The organism is Kitasatospora sp. NPDC059599, assembly GCF_042735125.1.
Lineage (GTDB): Bacteria > Actinomycetota > Actinomycetes > Streptomycetales > Streptomycetaceae > Kitasatospora.
In genome coordinates this window covers 1-2333 of the sequence record NZ_JBHWCL010000294.1, presented here as the reverse complement: position 1 = coordinate 2333, position 2333 = coordinate 1, and the positions used below count along the sequence as shown (strand labels likewise).

At 76.0% G+C, this 2333-nt stretch carries 2 protein-coding genes; one reads left to right on the top strand and one right to left on the bottom strand.

Annotated features, from left to right (window positions below; all coding sequences use genetic code 11):
• On the bottom strand, nt 1-958 hold a 958-nt coding region (locus ACFV04_RS43620; RefSeq protein WP_380536632.1), incomplete at its 3' end, for a serine/threonine-protein kinase.
• Between the two features lie 423 nt (nt 959-1381).
• Between ACFV04_RS43620 and ACFV04_RS43615 the strand changes: the two genes are divergently transcribed.
• Nucleotides 1382-2218 (top strand): alpha/beta fold hydrolase, encoded by an 837-nt coding sequence (locus ACFV04_RS43615; RefSeq protein ID WP_380347979.1) that lies wholly within the window; start codon nt 1382-1384, stop codon nt 2216-2218.
• Nucleotides 2219-2333 lie beyond the last annotated feature (115 nt).

The following is a 2333-nucleotide window of genomic DNA, read 5'->3' as shown; positions in this document are numbered from 1 at the left end:
CCGGGCCGGCCGCCGGGCCCGCCACCGCCGCCCCGGCGGCGCCGGCCGACGGTTCGGCCGCCGGTTCGGCCGCCGCCAGCAGCCGCGCGATCCCCGCCCCCTGCGCCGCCAGCAGCCCGTGCACCGCCTCCGGCCACGGCCGGGCCGCCGGCGCGATCCGCCCGACCGCCGCCAGCACGTCCTGCGGGGTCGGCCGCGCGGCCGGGTCCTTGGCCAGGCACGCGGCCAGCAGCGGCCGCAGCCGCTCCGGCACCCCGGTCAGATCGGGCTCCGCGTGCAGCACGTTGAAGAGGATCCGCGGCAGCGACTCTCCCGGGAACGCCGGCCTCCCGGTGCAGGCCACGGCCAGGGTCGCGCCGAGCGAGAACACGTCGCTGGCGGGGGTCGACTCCCGCCCCTCGACCTGCTCGGGCGACATGTAGCCGGGCGAGCCGATCATCGCGCCGGTCCGGGTCAGCTTGGTGTCCTGGCCCTCGGCCGCCCGCGCGATCCCGAAGTCGATGACGCGCACGCCGTCCTCGGTGAGCAGCACGTTGGAGGGTTTGAGGTCCCGGTGGATCAGCCCGGCCCGGTGCACGTCGACCAGCGCCAGGGCCAGCCCGGCCGCCAGCCGCCGCACCGACTCCTCCGGCAGCGTGCCGACCGCCCCGAGCGCCTCGTTCAGCGCCGGTCCCGGCACGAACTGCGAGGCCAGCCACGGGGTTTCGGCCTCCGGATCGGCCGCGATCACCGCCGCCGTGTACCCGCCCGAGACCCGCCGCGAGGCCTCCACCTCACGCCGGAAGCGGATCCGGAACCCGTCGTCCTCGGCGAGTTCGGCGTGCACCAGCTTGACCGCCGCGGGCCGCCCGTCCGGCGACACCCCCAGCAGCACCCGGCCCATCCCGCCCTGCCCGAGCACCGCCACCACCCGGAACGGACCCACCCGCGCCGGCCCGTTCGGCCCCACCACGTCCACGTCGCCCCTGCCCCCTGCCGCTGCGTGCGAACGAATGATACAGACGGGCCGTCCGCCCGCTGCGGCCCCGTCCGACCGGTCACCGGACCTCCCCGCGACCTCCCTGTCACTCGCATCCGGTGCAGCGAACCGGCACCCGGGGAGCCCCTCGTCGAGGCGCTGCACCGCGCACGACCACCGGGCCGCCCTCGCCGAACTCCCGCCCGGGGCCCGGCCACCCGCCTCGGCGGCGCCCGGTCCGACCGGCGCTCCGCCGCCGGGCCGCCGGGCCACCGGGCCGCCGACGGACGGTCGGGCGCTCTCGGACGACACCCGGTACCCGCAGCGGACACCGTCCGCATACGGCCGGACCTAGCGTGTGGTGCACCGGGGCCCACGGGCCGCGGTGCACCACAGCGGATCACAGAGAAGAGACGACAGCCCATGCCGTTCATCACCGTCGGCCAGGAGAACACCACCCCCATCGACCTCTACTACGAGGACCACGGCACCGGTCAGCCGGTCGTGCTGATCCACGGGTTCCCGCTGGACGGGCACTCCTGGGAGCGGCAGAGCGCCGCGCTGCTCGACGCCGGCTACCGGGTGATCACCTACGACCGCCGCGGCTTCGGCCGGTCGTCGCAGCCCACCACCGGCTACGACTACGACACCTTCGCCGCCGACCTGAACACCGTGCTGGAGACCCTGGACGTCCGGGACGCCGTGCTGGTCGGCTTCTCGATGGGCACCGGCGAGGTCGCCCGGTACGTGTCCGCCCACGGCTCGGCCCGCGTCGCCAAGGTCGCCTTCCTGGCCTCCCTGGAGCCCTGCCTGCTGAAGACCGACGACAACCCGGACGGCGTCGCCCCGAAGGAGTTCTTCGACGGCATCGTCGCCGCGGTGAAGGCCGACCGCTACGCCTACTACCGCGACTTCTTCCAGGACTTCTACAACCTGGACGAGAACCTCGGCTCCCGGATCAGCGAGGAGGCCGTCCGCAACAGCTGGAACACCGCGGCCGGCGGCGGCTTCTTCGCGGCCTCGGCCGCGCCGGCCACCTGGTACACCGACTTCCGCGCCGACCTGCCCCGCATCGACGTGCCGGCGCTGATCCTGCACGGCACCGGTGACCGCATCCTGCCGGTCGAGAACACCGCGCGGCCGTTCCACCGGGCGCTGCCCTCCGCCGAGTACGTGGAGATCGAGGGCGCGCCGCACGGCCTGCTGTGGACCCACGCCGAGGAGGTCAACGAGGCGCTGCTGGCCTTCCTCGCGAAGTGACCCCCGGGCGGCCCGTCCGCCCCGCGCCCGGCACAGGGCCGAGCCCCCGGGCCGCACCCCCCCCACCCCACGGGGGGGGGGCCCCGGCGCTGGCCGGGGCCGCGGCCCCGCGCCC

Excerpts from the sequence above, each read along its gene's own strand:
- ACFV04_RS43615 (WP_380347979.1), top strand. The coding sequence starts at position 1,382 with ATGCCGTTCATCACCGTCGGCCAGGAGAACACCACCCCCATCGACCTC.